We start from the raw sequence: 16,699 nt of genomic DNA, 5'->3' as shown, positions 1-16,699 counted from the left end.
GGTTACTCTTACTTGTTGCCATTAATAACAAAAAAACTATCCACTTCCTGTTGGATTTCACCCTGAAGGGATGCACCAGGCGGATCGATGACATTTCGTCCGTCATCAGGGTTCAAATGCAATTCGCCGGAAAGCGTATTAATTTGTGCGTTCTGTTTTGCAGTAAAGTTAAAGTTATTACCAATGATATGAACGCTACCGTCTTTTGATAGCTCGATGGCGCTTTCACCACATTCCAGTCTCAGCGTATTACCTGCGGAAAGTATAAAATTATTAACGACCTTATCGTTTCGACTGTTCCCCGTCAGGCATACCACATCGCCTTTAATCCCTGATTTCTGGTTTTTCGCTACCCGTAAGATTTCATCTTCACCAACAAACTGGGTACGATTTTTTTCGGTAGAGTGAGACTCGTCATTTTTGACGTTAATATCCAGATTCCGCTCAGCCTGGATCCACACCTGCTCTGCGCCCGCCTTGTCCTCAAAGCGCAGGGCATTGGCATTATCCACGGAGCCATCCTTCGTGCGGCTCATAAAGCCCATCTGCGTGGCCGCCGCCGGCAGCGCCCACGGCGGCATGCTCGCCTCGTTGTACACGCGACCAGTAATAATCGGACGGTCCGGATCGCCGTTGATAAAGTCCACCACCACCTCATCGCCGACCCGCGGAATTTGCACCCCGCCGTACCCCTGACCCGCCCAGGCGCTCGACACACGCACCCAGCAGGAGCTGGTGTCATCCCCCTTCGCCAGACGGTCCCAGTGGAATTTCACCTTCACGCGGCCATATTTGTCCGTCCAGATACTCTCCCCATTTGGCCCCACAACTTTTGCCGTCTGCGGGCCGTAGGTGCGCGGCCACGCCGTGCTCTGCGCCGGACGGTATGACACCGACGCCGGGATGACCGCGAAATCAGTGCGGTGAAGGGTTTCCCCCTCGCCGCTCGCGTAGCGGTTCTCCTCGAAATGGTAACCCGCCGCCGTGACCAGATAGTCACCGTTATCACTGAAGAACGGGGCGTTAGTCAGGGTGAAGGTGTGTCCCGGTGCAATACCCGCGGCCGTGGCCGTCGCCTGAATCTGCTGGTGCTCCACCTGCCAGCGCTCCTGACGGATACGGGCGTAGAACTCCGCATGCCCGGTCTCAACAAACCGTCCCGGCCAGTCGTACACGTCGATGCTGCCCGGCTTCGGTGACGCCGGGTTCTGCTGCGCCTGGAACAGCCACGCGTTCGGCTTGCGGAAGTCGTAGTCATCGAGGCTGTAAATCCCCGGGGTGACGCTGTCCTCCAGCGCCCACTGGCTGATACCTTCTTCATCCGTACTGCCGCCGGACGGCGTCTGGTGGTAAGGAATGACTTCGTAGCCGCTGAACGGCTGATGCTGCGTCGCGGCGTTGGTGAGCACCAGGGTGTGCTTGTCCGCCTCGTGGCTGAAGTGATACGCAATCCCCTCCAGCTCCATCAGGCGGCTGATAAAGTCCAGGCTTGACTCCTGATACTGCACGCAGTAGTCCCACACCCGGTAGCTCCCGGTGAGCTTATCCTCCACGTTAACCTGATGTTCACCCAGCAGGGTTTTCACAATCTGCGGCACCGTCTGACCCTGGAAGATACGCAGATTACGGTCGCGCTTCATCGGCCACAGGTCCGGCTCCACCGTCAGCTGGTACACCGCATAGCGGGTGCCCGTCAGCTCGACGGCACTCACCGCCACGCGGGTGATTTTTCCATTGATATAGCGGGGCGTCAGCAGGCTCTGCGTCGGGATGGTCACCGTGACCGGCTGACCCAGCAGTTTGCTGCGGTCAATGCGCGCATCCGTGCCAAGCAGGGTCAGCGTCAGGGCGAACGACTCGGACATCGCCTCGCGGCCCGTCAGTTTCCAGAACAGAAGCCCCTCCACCGGGAGCTGAACGGTAATTCGGTTGAGCATAACTTTATTCCATATGGCTTATGCGATGCAAAGACTCACGGCACTAAATGTGTCATGGTAATACTATGCAGTGTCAGATTGGTTATTTAGCGCGAAGTGTTTTGATTATATATATGAGAGAGCCAATCTTTAATATTTCCGATAATATAAATAAAGCAATATTAATGGAAATAACGCTCAATCCTAAACCAGCGATCGCCATAGGGAAAAGTGTCACTGAGCAACTGAAGATGATAACGCGCAGCACTTCTTGTATAAGAGCAAAACCGACCGCATATCGATGTTTTGTGAAAAAAAACCAGGCAGAAAAAAGCAAGGAAACTGGCATGAGGAGATAAACAAGATAAAAAGCACCTGTCACTATTCCGTTTACGCCACCTGCTATCAGCATAAAGATAATTACACCCGGATTTCCTCCGGTGGAAACCCACCATGACTCAAGTAAATGGTATGGACCAATCGAATAAAACACAATCCCGATGACATCCATAACACCCCAGAAATAGAAAATTTTATTTTTCGCGGTCATGTTCGCCCTAACCTTTACTTGACTGGTGCTGGCGGCCATTTACCACCATGTTGAATAAGCGTCTCTTTGATTTCAGTTAGTTTTTTATATTCTTCACTGCCTTCTTCTGTTCTGTTCAGATAACGTTGCAGTTGATTACCCATCGTCCAGCCATTGATAGTCTTAATTTCAGGGTCAGTACCGCGTTTCAGCAAAAGGAGCACGTGATCGTAAGCGTGGTAATCCAGCGCGGCTACTAACAATGTACTACCCAGTGAGTCGGTAATATTAATATCCGCTCCGCCGTCAAGCATCGCCTTGAGTGTCTCGGTATTTTTCGCTTCGATACTTTCGAATATTATAGGCTCACCAAACGTTTTGTCTTTTGCATCTGGAGATAATCCGCCGTCCAGCATCGCCTTTATCCACACGTCGCTGTCCGCTTTTAATACTAATTCTGCAGGCGAACTTTTTCCCTGCGGCCTCGGCTGCAGCGGATCTGCGCCAGCCTTAATCAGAGTAGTGATAATTTTTAAATGTTCAGGCGTTTTTTTATCGTTAAGTGAATTCATCACCGCCCAAAACAACAGGGTCATGTCCTCTTTACCAGGTTTGTTTAAATCAGTTTTCGAAGCTAACTTTTTCACCTCATCGCCGTCACCATTCTCAATTGCGCGCGCTAATGTGAGCTGGTCACCATTAAAGTAATTATCTGGTTGTAAATCCATATTTTGCTTGCACCCCTGAACCATAAACATTAAACAAAGCGCTACCCAGCCAATAATTAGTGATTTCACGCGCGGCTCCTGATAATAGAGATATCCTCATCCTTCTGTTGTTCAATACAGTTTATCGCTTGATCTATTCCATGTCGGTCAAATGCACTCCCCATTCCACCAGGAAGGTCGTGAGCTATTCCGGCAGCATTGGGCATAATGGCAGAAATCTCTTCTTTCGCTATAAGTGCTGGCACGTGCCCTTTTACCATTTTAAAATCTTCCCAAACATTTACTTCCTGAGCCCTGGTCAGCAGTTCACCCTCGACGCGGTAAGCCTGAATGTTATCCGTGCTGCCCAATATGCTTCCGCCATATTTCTCGACGGTACCGGAATTTAGGCCAGAAGCATTAAACGTCCATCCCGCCATACCGCTTGCCATAGAGGTGGCTGATGCTAAACCTCCCCCAAGAGAGTGCCCCGCAATGTCTATTTTTTGACCTGATTTGGCGAGCTGCTCGCCCATACTTACGGCTCTTCGGTAATAATCCGACTCCAACCCAAGCCCCTGCGCACCGTTATTTTTCCAGTCAGTCATGTTCTTCATGGGGAAAAACTCTGGTTGCCTCGACCCTCTGAACACCAGCGTAGGATTCATATCGCCACCAAAAACGTCAGGGTCAGGCTGATAGACGCGTGCCAGAAAATCAGGATCCTCACTCTTGTCATAAAGTGTTTTACTTTTAAGACCTAACTTCTTTAGCACCGATGCATCGTTGCTTATATCCTTCCAGCCCTCTGGCACCCCCGGCGTTGTCTCCAGCGGATTCACTGTCTTATAAACATTCTCAGCAAGCTTCGCTTTCTCCACAGCAATATTATTCGCCGCCAGTCGTTTAGCGGCGATCTGCGCATCCGGGTAAAGGCTGTTGCTGCCCTTCGCGATCAGATCCTTACGCGCCTGCCAGCGTTCCGCCTTGGTCATCTGCTGTAGCTGAGAAGCATAGGTTTTACCGTCTTTGCCCGGCGTGGCCTCATCCGGCACCTGTGCCGCTTTGGATTTCACCACCTGCTTCGGCAGTACCGTCGGCGCAGGACGGGCACCGTAGGTTCGCACCATGGTTTCGTAGCGATCGACGATTGTGCTTACCGGGTACCAGCCCAGACCGGTAAGCGAGGCCGCCTGCAGTCGGCCATCGGCATTGATATAAAATATCTCCGTTACCGATGACCAGTTACGGAAACTCTCGTCGATGGCAACGATCCTGCCGATATCGAGATCCTGCACGATCAGCTTACGGGTATCGCGTCCTGACTGATAGGGATTCGCCCCGGTGATGGAATGCAGCAAATCGTAACGCGTAAACAGCGAGCGCAGCGAATTGTCGGGAACTGACATTATCCACTGCCCGGCTACGGACGGGCGGATAATTTTCGCGAAAAGCGCTGGCGAGACATTCTCGCTGAAAAGATAGACAAACTTGAGGTTATACATTCGCTCCGTCCTGTTACCAGTCCCTGCTTACCTTACTTACGGATTCACCAGCCAGGTGCCAGGCTTCGCGATATCCAGCGTCTGGGTACGCGTTTTCCCGTTGCCCTGCAGTTCAATTCTGGCCTCGCCCGCAGGTAGCTTAAGCGATGCATAACCGTTATTTGCCGGACGCAGTGTTTTTGGCTCACCGTTCACTTTCAGGGTCTCACCGTCAAGAATACGGATATAGACCAGTGCAACCGGGCTGGCATCCACCGGCGGGGTGGCCGGTTGCGCTGTCGCAGTCGGTGCAGCCTGTTCACTGGCTTTCGCCGTTTCCGGTTTCACTTCCGGCGCGTTCGATGCGGTTTCAACGGGGCGCGTCTCAGCGGGGGCCTGCGCCGCCTGCTCTGGCGCATCATGGTCGCCACCGCTAAACAGCATCGCTCCGGCGACGACGCCAACCAGCACGCCCGCAGCAACCATTGCCGGGATTTTGTACCGGTGCCAGTCCAGTGCAGAAGCCGGTGCCTCTTCCTCTACCGGTACCAGCATCGTGCCCGGTTTTTTCGCGCTCAGTACATCGTCGATACCCGCTACCGGCATCTCAATCAGCGCCGCGAATTCATCGATGGACTGCGGTCGGTCTTCCATGTGCAACGCCAGCGCCCGGTCGATGGCCTGCAGCAGCGAGAGGGAATAGCCCTGTGGCTGCAGTTCCACCAGCGGTTTGCAGGTGTCCTGGATTGAGCGCACCACGCTGACCGGCGGCGGTGAGCCGACAATCAGGGTACGCAGCACGGCACCGAGAGCGTAAATATCCGTCCACGGGCCCTGCTCGCTTTCGTTGTCGTCAGTGTACTGCTCGATCGGCGCAAAGCCCGGGCGCAGCATGGTTTCCGTCTCGTCAGAGAGATTACCAATGGTGCGGCGCGCTGAGCCGAAATCGAGCAGAACCGGCAGGCCGTTGTCCTGAATCTGGATGTTATCCAGAGAGATGTCGCGGTGCAGATAGCCTTCGTCATGAATTGTCTTAATGGCACCGAACAGCATGGGCAGCATACGACGGATCCAGGCTTCGTTAATCAGCTCCGGTTTTTGTTCTCGCAGGCGGGAGAGCGTGGTACCGCTATAGAACAGCGTTCCCATATAGGCCGTATCGTTTTGCACCCAGAAACGCAGCACGTGAAGCAGGTTTGGGTGGTTGAAGCGCGCCAGCAGGCGGGCTTCCTGAATGAAGCTGTTCAGGCCGGCGGAAAACGCTTTGCCAAAACGTTCGCTGCGCAGTACCAGCGTCATATCGTCGCCGCGCACGGCGAGCGAGGCAGGCATGAATTCTTTGATAGCGATAGTGCGTTCGAGCTGATGATCCCACGCGCGATAGACGATGCCGAACCCGCCGCCACCGATCACCTCTTTAATTTCAAACTCGTTGAAGCGATACCCGACCGGGAGCGCGTTTGGGACAGTCCGATTGTTATCATTATCCGTCATCTTTTACAGTTCTCTTGATGATTATTACGCGGCAAACTGACAGTGAAACTCGCCCTGCTCACAGGTGACGTGCAGACGTCGGTACTGCTCATCGCTGCGGCTGGCGGTAAGTAATATCTGGCTCATCTGAGGCAGCAAGGTGTTTGTCAGAATAGCGTCCACCATGCGGCCGCCAGACTCCACCTCGGTACAGCGCTGAACAATTTGTTCCACCACGCTGTCATCAAACTCGGAAATAATATTGTGATTCTCTTGCAGACGACGCTGAATGCGTTTGAGCTGCAGGCGGACAATCTGCCCCAGCATCTCGTCGCTCAGTGGATAATACGGCACCACCAGCAGACGGCCCAGCAGCGCCGGCGGGAAGACCTCCAACAGCGGCTGACGCAACGCGCCGCTTAACGCCTCAGGCTCAGGCATCAGTTCCGGATCGGCACACATGGCGCTGATCAGATCGGTGCCGACGTTGGACGTCAGAATAATGATGGTGTTACGGAAATCAATATGGCGGCCCTCGCCATCTTCCATCCAGCCTTTATCGAAGACCTGGAAGAAGATTTCATGTACATCCGGGTGCGCTTTTTCAATTTCGTCCAGCAAGACCACGCTGTACGGGCGACGGCGAACGGCCTCGGTTAACACCCCGCCTTCACCATAACCCACGTATCCTGGAGGCGCACCTTTTAAGGTCGAAACGGTGTGGGCTTCCTGGAATTCACTCATGTTGATGGTGATAACGTTCTGCTCACCACCATAAAGCGACTCCGCCAGCGCCAGTGCGGTTTCCGTTTTCCCCACGCCGGACGGGCCACAGAGCATAAATACGCCAACAGGTTTGTTCGGATCGTCGAGTTTTGCCCGCGAGGTTTTCACGCGACGGGCAATCAGATCCAGGCCGTGACGCTGGCCGATGACGCGCTGGTTGAGGGTATCAGCCAGGTTGAGCACCGCATCAATCTCGTTTTTCACCATCCGGCCCAGCGGGATACCGGTCCAGTCAGAGACCACCGCCGCCACCACGTTTTCATCCACCGCCGCAAACAGCAGCGGCTCGTCGCCCTGTAAAGCGTTGAGCGCCTGCTGCTGCGCGTTAAGCGCGCTGCGCAGTTCGCCGGTCTCGTCATCACCCGCGGCAAACAGCGCGGCACGCAGGCGGATGATTTCAGTCACAAGAGCACGTTCCTCTTCCCAGCGCTGGGTCAGGGCTTCGCGCTTTGTTTCGTATGTATCGCGCTCGGCGGTCAAGGCTGCGACGCGCTCCGGATCGCCGGCGCCCACGCGCGCTTCGCGTCCGGCAATCTCGATCTCCACATCCAGGGCCGCGAGATGGCGCAGGCAATCTTCCAGCTGTGCCGGTGGCGCGCTCTGGCTGACCGCCACGCGGGCACAGGCAGTATCAAGCAGCGCAACGGCTTTATCCGGCAACTGGCGTGCCGGAATATAACGATGTGAAAGCTTGACCGCCGCGCTGACCGCTTCGTCGAGAAGCAGTACCTGGTGATGCGTCTCCAGCGGTGACACGGTGCTGCGCAGCATCAGAATGGCTTTGGCTTCGTCCGGCTCGTGAACCTGTACCGTCTGGAAACGACGGGTCAGCGCCGGGTCTTTCTCGATGTATTTTTTGTATTCCGCCCACGTGGTGGCACCGATGGTGCGCAGTTGCCCGCGCGCCAGAGCCGGCTTGAGCAGGTTAGCGGCATCACCGGTACCCTGCTGGCCGCCTGCGCCAATCAGGGTGTGGATCTCATCGATAAACAGAATGACTGGCGTAGCGCTGGACTGCACTTCATTAATCAGGGCCTGTAGACGCGCCTCGAACTCGCCTTTCATGCCTGCGCCGGCCTGCAGCATGCCGATATCCAGCAGCCAAAGCTGAATATTCTGCAGCGGTGCCGGCACGTCGCCTTCGGCGATACGCAGCGCCAGCCCTTCCACCACCGCCGTTTTGCCAACGCCAGCTTCCCCGGTCAGCAGCGGGTTATTCTGGCGACGGCGCATCAGAATATCGACCATCTGGCGGATCTCTTCATCGCGCCCGACAACCGGGTCAATCTTCCCTTCACGGGCGCGCGCGGTCAGGTCCTGACCATACTGGGCCAACGTACCCTGTGCGGCAGGCACCGTACCGGCTGGCGTATCCGCGGCAGCGGCCGCCTGCTGCGTCTCTTTGCTCTGAGCGCAAATCGCATCAAACTGCTCGATCAGCACGTCGACGTTTAGGCGGGTGAACTGCGCCGAGATGCTTTTCAGCACGTTAGCCAGATTCCAGGTTTTCAGGATGCCAATCAGCAAATGTCCGCCGCGAATACGGCTGACGCCATACTTCAGCGAGCCAAACACCCACGCGCGCTCCACGGCGCTGTCGATATGTTCTGACAGATCGGAAACAGAACTCGCGCCACGTGGCAGCGCATCCAGTGCGGCCACGATATCGCGCGTCAGCTGCTGTTCATCGAGGGCAAAATGACGAATCACCTGTTGCAGATCGCCATCCTGCTGCTGCATCAGCTGATGCAGCCAGTGCACCAGCTCAACATAGGGGTTGCCGCGCAGCTTGCAGAACGCGGTGGCGCTTTCCAGTGAGGTAAATAACAGCGTATCCAGTTTGCCGAAAAGCACGGCACGGCTGATTTCTGACATGTTCGGTTCCGTTGATAACAATGCGTTAGAAAAATTATCGCTCTGCGCGATACACCAGATCGCCACGTGGGACAGGCTGAGGCTGAAGGCCCAGCCAGGTGTTGTAACCTAACCGCCCGGCGCTACCGAGCGAGGCACCCTGCACCGCGTCGGCGCGCAGAATAACCCGAGTTTCCCATTCAAATTCCACCCCTGCGTACTGGCGTACCCAGTCGCGCAGTTCAGTGACCCACGCTTCGCCTGGCAGGAAGCGGTTGTACTCTTCCGCGCTCAGTGGGCCGATTTCGATACGAAACTTGTGCTGGACGTCGCGCACCGCAACGCCGAGAAAAGCGGATTCTCCCATCCGCGGCAGTCGACGCCCTTCACCCAACTGCGCCTGTTCCCGCGGCGAAAGCGGCATCCACTGCGCCACGTTCGCGACCAGTTTTACCGGGGCGTTAAAATAGTTGCGCAGGATCTTCTCCAGCCCTTCCGGATCCCGGGCGTGACGGGTCAGGTGTCCGGCATGAGTAAAACGGGCATGTGCGCTCAGGCTGCCTTTGGTCATCTGCCCCGGCTGGCCCATGCCGATCAAGGATGCCAGATACCCCTCAAAGCGTTTATTGTCCGCGCGGTCAAGAGAGACGGCGGGCTGCGCATCAGCCCAGGCACGGTAAAACAACAGCGTCAGGCGATGATGGAACAGGTCGGCAAACGCGCTCAGGCTGGTATCCTGATGATGATGAATACGCTCGCGGGCGTACTCTGTCATATGGACGGGCAGCGGGCCATTTGGACCAAACAGACCAAAGCTGAGGATAGACACCTCGTGCAGCCCGTTCTCTTCACGCTGGCGCACCTGCGCGAGGGTTGACGGCGCAAAGCTCATCGATGGCTGCTGACCGATACGTAACGGTTCAAATTTCGGCAGCGGCGCGCGCCCCAGCGGATAACGTTCACCGCCCTGGGCATCAATGCGTCTTAATAGCTGGAACAGATCGTAGCGCCACGGCGTCTCACGAACGCCGCGCCAGAAAGCGTCCGGCAACGGCGTCAGGCGATGGACACGCAGCGGCGCGGAGGCGACTTCGCTCATAGTAGTGCCCTTTTCCCCATGCGCGGTGCCCAATAGCCAATCTCACCGCGCTGCTGACTCTTCAGCGTGAATTCAGTAAAGCTGTTGATGGACACCAGACGGGCAAACAGGCGTTCCAGCACGCTGCCGAAAAGCCAGGGGCTGGCGCCGGAAAACGCACGCTCATCCACCGTCAGAGTAATGCCGATCCCGCGCGCAAAGACCACCGGACCCGGCTCCGGGACGCGACGGTGAACTGGCACCAGCACGCAGTGGCGAACGCCCTCAACCTGACGCGCAACCGGCGTCTCCGCCAGGTTAGCATACAGCCCTAACAGCTGACGCAGGGCGGCGGCACCCTCTTCGTTTTCGCTGTCCATCAGGCTGAGATAGTTCATCTGCAGCTGGCTGATCAATCGCCAGGTGCTAAACCCTTCGGCCAGAGCCGGGCGTGGCGGCGTTGGGCCTTTTCGCAGGGTCAGGGATTTCACCGGCATGGAATCGGCCATGATGAACTGTCCGAGCTCCTGCTGAAGCATCAGCGGCAGGTCGCGGCTGGTGCACAATACTTCCGCGGAGATATAGCGCAGATTTTCCTGCCAGGGTGCATGCTGTTCATCCACCAGCGAAACAAAGACTTCGGAGCCGATATAACCGGTGCGGGTGCCGTAGCGCAGGGCATGTTCAGACAGCACTCGCTGCTCGCGGCGCAGGGAAAAATAGGCGCCGTAGTTGCCCGCATCACCGCTCCAGGTGCTCCAGAAAGGACGGAATGTCTGGTCATCACGCTGGCCGTCGGCACTGCCGAAGATTTTGTTTACCGCATAAATTTCATAATCCAGGGGACGGATGTTATCCACCACCAGATGATATTCATGCTGGCTCTCGCTCAGCTTCTGCCGCGCCGCCACTTTCGGGAAAAGGTTGATCACCGGCGTGCAATGCATCGCCAGATGGCTGGCATCAACCACCCGCTCCAGCTGCTCATCGCTTTTATCCAGCAGGATGAAAATATCGAACGCTTTTTCATTTTCACAGCGCTGGATAAGCTTGCCCAGACCGCTGAGGCTGATAAAGCGGAACCGTGCCGGAAACGCAAAGTATTCCTGCAGCAGACGATAGCCGTCAAAGTTGCGCAGGTCGTCCGGAAGCAGCGCCTGGTCCGGCTCAAACCCTTCCTGTCGCAAGGCATCCGCAGAGAGCAGCTGTCGCTGCGGGTGCTTGCTGACGGTCTGGCAGACAATCCCGGCGTGGTGCTCCATGACCAGCTCAAGCAGCTTGAGCGCTTCAATATCCGGGCCGCTAAGGAAAAACTCCAGACGGTCAAAATCCAGATGCCCAAGATGCTGCGGGCCATCACAGGCAATGCGGATCCGTAACGCGCTGTTGATCCCCCGCTGGCTCAGGCCCAGCTGCGCCAGCGGCAGATCGGCAGGCACACCGCCCAGCTCGACCTTATCGATTTTCAGCGGCAGCAGATTAACTTCATGCGCCGTGGTGTAGCTGCAGGTGACCCCGGTTTTTTTCAGCGCCAGGCTGTCCATCATGGTGCCGCGCGGCACCTTAAAACCGTTGCTCAGATCGCCACGCGTGCTGTCGGGCTGGATTTCAGCAATCGCCATTGAGGGGGTTGGCGCGAGATAGTTTGGCGCAATCATTTCCAGCAAACGCTGGGAGAAGCGCGGGAACTCCGCATCCATTTTCATTTGCACGCGGGAGGTCAGGAACGCGAACCCCTCCATCAGGCGTTCTGTATACGGATCCGCCACTTCGATGCCGCGCATGCCCAGTCGACCCGCAACTTTGGGATAGCGCTCGGCAAATTCAGCGCCCATTTCACGCAGATAGGCCAGTTCACGGTTGTAATATTCGAGCAGTTTACTTTCCATGATCACCCCGCATCTTTCAGTTCAAAATGGCCGTTTTCCAGATCGACATCGGTGCGAAACAGAAACTCCAGCGGGTACGGCACACACCACAGACGCCCTTTTATCTCAATGGACAACACGTTGTGCAGATCCAGTGACGAGGTGTCTGACACGCAGCGGACCTGCAGTCCCTGCGGCAAAATACGCGGTTCGAAGTTAATGATGGCCTCGGTAAGCTTGCGCTGAATGTCGTGCCATTCAATGTCTGACATTCTTTTCCCGGCCAGCGGCGCGACGCCAAAATTAACCACCGAGCGGTTCACATGCGGCAACGCGCTCAGGTCACCGGATGCGTCATGGTTGATGGTGTTAAACAACCACTGCAGATCCCGCAGGACGTTGCGGCGCAGGGCGGCGTGGGTAATCAGATTACTGTTGGCGGACTCGCGTTTTTTTTCCGGATCGTTATCGGTGAGGCGATCCAGCAGCGAGGGCTGCATTTTATCGCGCGCCCCCACCTTCTCCTGCTTGCTGCGGGCTTGCCAGCCGCTGCGCAGCAGATCGCCTTCGCCAGCGGGATTACTCATGGGCTCCATCCGCAGCAAACGTCACCAGGTTCAACGACAGCAATGGGCTTTCGCTTTGCTCGCTAAGCCAGGCTTTCTGCCCCATACCTTCATACAGCGTGCCGTCATTGTCGAGCGGCAGCCATTCGGTGGTGCGCGCGAGCTTAACCGCGTCAGACGCATCCGCTGCGAAAGGATAGCGCGCCGGGATCTGGCAAACCTGTTCGGTACCGTCCGTCAGGCGCACCAGCGCATGACGCCACACCAGGTCAGTCACGCTGGCAGGCGCCTGGAAACGGATCTCGGCGATGGCGTTAAACGGCAGCCAGAAATAACGGCCGTTGACGATGGTTTCACACACGGGCCCCAGACGAGCATCGCCGTCCATCAGCCATGCGAATGCCTGCGTCTCGTCATTCTCAAGCGTGATTTGACCCGCCGTTGCCTGCGCCTGCTCAAGGGCTTCCAGACGCAGCGCCTGAGCACGCTCTCCCGCGTCATTAAGCGCGGCGGCAAGCGTGGTAAGCCATGGCCACTGCGTTTCAGGCATGGCAGGACGAGTCTGCCCCGCCATCACCTGCGCGCGCTGCAGCTCCCCCTGGATGGACTGCTCCAGCAGGGTAACGGTTGGTTTAGCCTGGGGCTTAAGTGCCAGCCAGCTCTTCAGCTGAGTCAGGGCACGCGTCCAGTTACCACTGAGGGTCAAAAACTGCACAAACGCGGCGCGGAGATCGGCATCGGCCGGACGGACTTTGATCTCAGCTTCAAGACGCACCAGCGCGTCACTCAGCGATTCACCCGCCAGGTGTTGATAGAGCGTATTCATAGCCATTCCTTAGTTTGCCGCGCGCCAGGCGCCGACTGCCGGATCGCGCAGCTGAGGGCGCAGGGTGTCAATCAGAACGATATTGAGCGTTGTGCCAGGGGTAACCCAGGCGCCCCAGATTTTTTTCACCGCGGCGATACGCGCCTGCAGTTTTGCATCGTCGCTGGCGGTCTCACGTGAAATCTCCACGGCCACCGTGCCGTTGCTTTTCCAGCCGTTGAGGCTGCTGTCGTAAGGCAGGATCATCCAGCTCTGGTCGCTGTTGGAGGTGCTGAAAACCATGCGCTCTTTGTTGACGGAGGTGATCAGCGCGTTTTCCGGGTCGGCACTTTGATTCAGTCCCATGACCGGGAAGCCGTGAATGTAGGTCACCGGTATCTCTTTTTGTCCACCATTACGGGACTGGGAGATAACCGTGTGACCACTCAGCCAGCTCCCGTTTCCGCAGCGGGTGGTGTCTGAATCCGGAATAAAGAGCGCCGGAGCAGACGAGCCCCCTTCCCAGAAGGTACGCAGATGGCAGCCGTCCTGAAGGGTAAATTCCTGCCACGGCGTGCGATCGGCAGCAACCGTGTGAGTTTCCGCGTTCTGGTCCGGCGGCAGCAACGCACCGCTGGCCGGAGTACTCACTGGCGCAGTCTGCTGCTGTTTTACCACCAGCGCCCAGTCCTGCGCTTTGCCTGCTGTCCCCTGCGCCAGCGTCGTCCCGGACGGATCGTTCAGCGTCCAGCTCAGTTTACTGACTTTGCTGCACTGGTGTTCCAGCAGCGAGCCCAGACGCGGGACAAAGTTCTCCAGAACCGAGACGTCTTTGTTGCCGTTCGCCACGATACGCAGCGCAATCTCTGACTTACACCAGCTCTGTGGGGTGTTGTCTTTGATGTTATCAATCCAGATATCCAGCTTCTGCGCAGGAGACTGCACGATGCGGAAATTCTCAGCCTGCGCGGTGGACGCCACCGCCAGAAGTGCTAAACCCGATAGCCAAAGTTTCATATCGTTCCTTGTGTGTCTAATCAGTTCCGCAGGGAAGAAATTGTGCTGCGTCAGAAAGCGTATGCAGCAAAGTGGTGTCCTGAGGGTTGCCCATCCATACCGCCAGGGCGGTATAGTTATCCTGAGCATTCCCCTCCTGTTCGCCATTCTTTTGGATGATTTGGTTCATTAAGGTCAGCCACTCTTGTGGCGTGTTAACCATGTGCAGCGACTGTTTCATCTGTTCTTCGCTGACGCCGTGCCAGAAACCGTCTGTACAGAGTAGAAATGCATCTCCGTCTTCGACCTGCACCACATCGCTGTAGCTCGCTTCTGGCCCACCGTTTTCAATACCCAGCGCCAGATAGAGCAGATTGCTGTTGAGGTTATCGGTGTCGTGCCCTGCATCTTTCATCTGCTGAACCAGGCTGTGATCGGTGGTGACATGCCACAGCCAGCCCCGGCGAAACAGATACAGGCGGCTGTCCCCGGCATGTGCCCAGTAGGCCAGCCGGTAATCTCTGTCGATAAACAGACTGACCAGCGTGGTGCCCATTCGACGATAATCCTGAACCGCCTGCTGTTCGCTGAGAATGGTGCGATTCGCCGTTTGCACATAGTCGCGAATATGCTGCGCGTTCAGGTGCTTGTCGCCATCGAAGCGGGAGATAATACTGTTGCGGGCCAGTTCAGCGGCCACCTCACCGCCCGGCAGACCAGCGATACCATCACAGACGACAAAGCAGGCTGAACGTTCCCCTATGGTTTCTCCCGTCTGATCCTGGTTGCTGGCGCGCGTCCCCTGGCGGGAGAGAGAAGCCGTTGCGATATTCATTTTTCTTCCGATCCGCTCTGTGAGTCTTTGTACTGATTTACCTCCATGTCATAAGCATGAAGGAAGGCTTCGCCAAACAGGGTGTGGAAGTCATCCTCAATCTCGCCTGCCGTTTCACCATAGCTGCGGACAAAGTAGTCCCACAGTGCGGCTTTGCGACTGCCCGGTAGCGCCAGTCGGGAGGTCATCCCGTTCTGCTTCGCCTGCTCTTCCAGCTGTTCCGGGTTGAAGGATTGCAGCATGGCGGCAATGATGGCGCGGATACCGGAGATCATACCCAGCTGATGCGCCTGCAGATCGATCAGCGCGTCACGCACGGATTTTGTCGGCGGCATAAAGCCCGGCATTGGCGTACCGAACATCTGGATCAGAACGGTTTTCCCGGTCGGCAACAGTTTGAACGGGTTGTTGGCATCATCAAGTACCATGGTCATATCGGCTTTTACGCCGCGCTTGAGAATGGAGCGCGAAGAAAGCAGCGCCACGGTGCCCTGAGAGAACATGCCCAGAATTTGCCCCAGCTGACGCATATTTTCACGGTCAAACTGCGGGACGGGCTGCATTTCGCTGAGCCCCATCCCTTCCAGCAGTGCCTCAAGTAATTCGCCCTGCAGTACTTCACCCTTTTCGCCATTATGGGCTGCTGGCGACGCCGCGTTTTTGACCGGGTCAATACGCAAACGCCCTTTAGGTGCCAGGGCATTACTGCGCGCCACGGCCTGCGGGGTTGGCATGGTGAAGCCGGCATAATCCGGTCGCGCCGGCTCTTCTTCTTCCGCGCGCGGCGGCACCTGCGGCTCAGGAGCAAACAGCGGAGAAGCGGCAAGGACGTCCTCTTCCTGTTCTGCTTGCGGCTCTGGCGTCAGTTCTGGCTCAACGACGGTCTCTGGCTTATCGCCGACAATCTCATCCGGATGGGTTAACGGTGCCCCGCCCATCAACCCGAGGGGGTCATCATTTCGTGCGGCAGGTGCGCTGGCACTACCGCCAAACAGTGCCAGCGGATCGAGTTCATCCGTCTGCTCTTCTTGTGGCTGCGCAGGTTTAGCTTCATTGGGCGGCACCAGCGTAGACGGGGTGACGTCGTCAAAAATGCTCTCTTTTTTGAACAACGCTTCGTCACTGAACAGCGTATCCGGATCCACGTTCTTACGCTCAAGCTTCGGATCGCTGTCATTGAACATCGCCAGCGGATCTTCAGCGTTACGCTCAGGTGCGACAGGCTGGGAGAACGGATCGTGCGACGCTGCCGGCTGCGGCTTCGCCCGAGAACTGGAAATGCTGTCGGAGATAGAGAACTCCTGCATCAGGCTATCCCAGATTTCCGACGGCACAGCAGTCGGTTCCGCCTTCCCGCGCGGGGCGGCGCTCGCAGGCTTCGGCTGCGGGGCTGCCGCTGGGGCCGCGGCTGGACGCGCCTGCTGCTGCATGGTCGCCGCCATGCGGCTGACTGGCTGCGTATCATGAATCAGTTCGGTCACTTCGATACGGTAATCATCAATACCGAGAATGTCCCCATCCTGCAGCTCAACCTGACGCCCGCGCTCAAGCGGAATGTCATTCAATACCACGCGGGTGACGCTGCCACGGTTAGTGACGCGGCATTCGCCCTGGGCGTCAACGTGAACAATGGCCTGCAAACGCGAGATGGTGCGGTCATTGTCCGGCAATACCAGATTGTTATCCGTACCGCGCCCAATGGTGCCGCCCGGGGCATAAAAATCACAGCTGCTCTGCGGCGGCTGATGACCGGGTTTTGTAGAAATAATCGTGAATCGCATGGCGTATTCCTGCTGGTATGA

The 16,699-nt window shown here is 56.9% G+C and carries 13 protein-coding genes; all 13 read right to left on the bottom strand.

Translation table 11 applies throughout. The features are described 5' to 3' along the window. Window positions 1-8: 8 nt before the first annotated feature. Complete coding sequence (locus AM410_RS17305) at window positions 9-1,937, bottom strand: type VI secretion system Vgr family protein (RefSeq protein WP_108648174.1); 1,929 nt, start codon at window positions 1,935-1,937, stop codon at window positions 9-11. Between the two features lie 82 nt (window positions 1,938-2,019). Beyond that, on the bottom strand, window positions 2,020-2,466 hold the full coding sequence (locus AM410_RS17300) for a hypothetical protein (RefSeq protein WP_108648606.1): 447 nt from the start codon (window positions 2,464-2,466) through the stop codon (window positions 2,020-2,022). A 14-nt stretch (window positions 2,467-2,480) separates the two neighbouring features. After that, window positions 2,481-3,203: an ankyrin repeat domain-containing protein gene (locus tag AM410_RS17295; protein ID WP_198922454.1), complete on the bottom strand. Its 723-nt coding sequence runs from the start codon at window positions 3,201-3,203 to the stop codon at window positions 2,481-2,483. A 35-nt stretch (window positions 3,204-3,238) separates the two neighbouring features. Beyond that, window positions 3,239-4,657, bottom strand: a complete 1,419-nt coding sequence (locus tag AM410_RS17290; RefSeq protein ID WP_108648173.1) for a phospholipase — start codon at window positions 4,655-4,657, stop codon at window positions 3,239-3,241. A gap of 36 nt (window positions 4,658-4,693) precedes the next feature. Next, complete coding sequence (locus AM410_RS17285) at window positions 4,694-6,130, bottom strand: serine/threonine protein kinase (protein ID WP_025203896.1); 1,437 nt, start codon at window positions 6,128-6,130, stop codon at window positions 4,694-4,696. Between the two features lie 24 nt (window positions 6,131-6,154). Next, window positions 6,155-8,770, bottom strand: coding sequence for a type VI secretion system ATPase TssH (gene tssH / locus AM410_RS17280; protein ID WP_047356830.1), 2,616 nt, complete (start codon window positions 8,768-8,770; stop codon window positions 6,155-6,157). 34 nt (window positions 8,771-8,804) lie between these two features. Then, a complete protein-coding gene (gene tssG, locus AM410_RS17275; RefSeq protein WP_108648172.1) occupies window positions 8,805-9,848 on the bottom strand; it encodes a type VI secretion system baseplate subunit TssG in 1,044 nt (347 codons plus the stop codon). Further along, window positions 9,845-11,716, bottom strand: a complete 1,872-nt coding sequence (gene tssF, locus AM410_RS17270; RefSeq protein ID WP_047744816.1) for a type VI secretion system baseplate subunit TssF — start codon at window positions 11,714-11,716, stop codon at window positions 9,845-9,847. Before tssF ends, tssG begins: the two co-directional genes overlap by 4 nt. Before the next feature lie 2 nt (window positions 11,717-11,718). Next, window positions 11,719-12,282: a type VI secretion system baseplate subunit TssE gene (gene tssE, locus AM410_RS17265; RefSeq protein WP_010432861.1), complete on the bottom strand. Its 564-nt coding sequence runs from the start codon at window positions 12,280-12,282 to the stop codon at window positions 11,719-11,721. Continuing rightward, complete coding sequence (locus AM410_RS17260) at window positions 12,275-13,087, bottom strand: type VI secretion system accessory protein TagJ (RefSeq protein ID WP_108648171.1); 813 nt, start codon at window positions 13,085-13,087, stop codon at window positions 12,275-12,277. Before AM410_RS17260 ends, tssE begins: the two co-directional genes overlap by 8 nt. Window positions 13,088-13,096: 9 nt before the next feature. Further along, window positions 13,097-14,083, bottom strand: coding sequence for a hypothetical protein (locus AM410_RS17255; protein ID WP_020883465.1), 987 nt, complete (start codon window positions 14,081-14,083; stop codon window positions 13,097-13,099). Between the two features lie 16 nt (window positions 14,084-14,099). Continuing rightward, window positions 14,100-14,897, bottom strand: coding sequence for a PP2C family protein-serine/threonine phosphatase (locus AM410_RS17250; protein ID WP_014170545.1), 798 nt, complete (start codon window positions 14,895-14,897; stop codon window positions 14,100-14,102). After that, on the bottom strand, window positions 14,894-16,678 hold the full coding sequence (gene tagH, locus AM410_RS17245; protein WP_108648170.1) for a type VI secretion system-associated FHA domain protein TagH: 1,785 nt from the start codon (window positions 16,676-16,678) through the stop codon (window positions 14,894-14,896). The genes AM410_RS17250 and tagH overlap by 4 nt, the downstream gene beginning before the upstream one ends. Between the last annotated feature and the right edge of the window lie 21 nt (window positions 16,679-16,699).

The organism is Enterobacter cloacae complex sp. FDA-CDC-AR_0164 (assembly GCF_003071645.1).
Classification (GTDB): Bacteria; Pseudomonadota; Gammaproteobacteria; order Enterobacterales; family Enterobacteriaceae; genus Enterobacter; species Enterobacter ludwigii.
Note: the sequence above shows the minus strand (reverse complement) of the source record. Positions and strands in the feature narration are given on the sequence as shown.